At 50.6% G+C, this 255-nt stretch carries 1 protein-coding gene; it reads left to right on the forward strand.

What is annotated here, in order from left to right; translation table 11 throughout:
• The coding region (locus KI363_RS21825) for a UPF0236 family transposase-like protein (RefSeq protein WP_212967632.1) at nucleotides 1-255 on the forward strand (255 nt) is incomplete at both ends.

A 255-nucleotide genomic window follows, 5' to 3' on the forward strand; every position in this document is an offset into this window, starting at 1 on the left:
TTTCTGGGAGGACTTTGAGACATTTCTGGTGGAGACATTTGACTATGACCCCCTGACACACCTACTCGTCATTAACGGGGATGGAGCGAACTGGATCACAGCCTGCCGGGAGTACTTTCCATCCAATACCTTCTTCACTATTGACCGCTTCCATGTGGCACGCGACATTCAGAGGATTTTTCGGGGCCATTCCCGTTACAAGGCCATTCGGAAGGCACTCGCTGCCTATGATGGAGAGAAGCTGCTCATTGAATT

Origin of the sequence: Lederbergia ruris (assembly GCF_018332955.1) — a bacterium.
Classification (GTDB): domain Bacteria; phylum Bacillota; class Bacilli; order Bacillales; family Bacillaceae_C; genus Lederbergia; species Lederbergia ruris.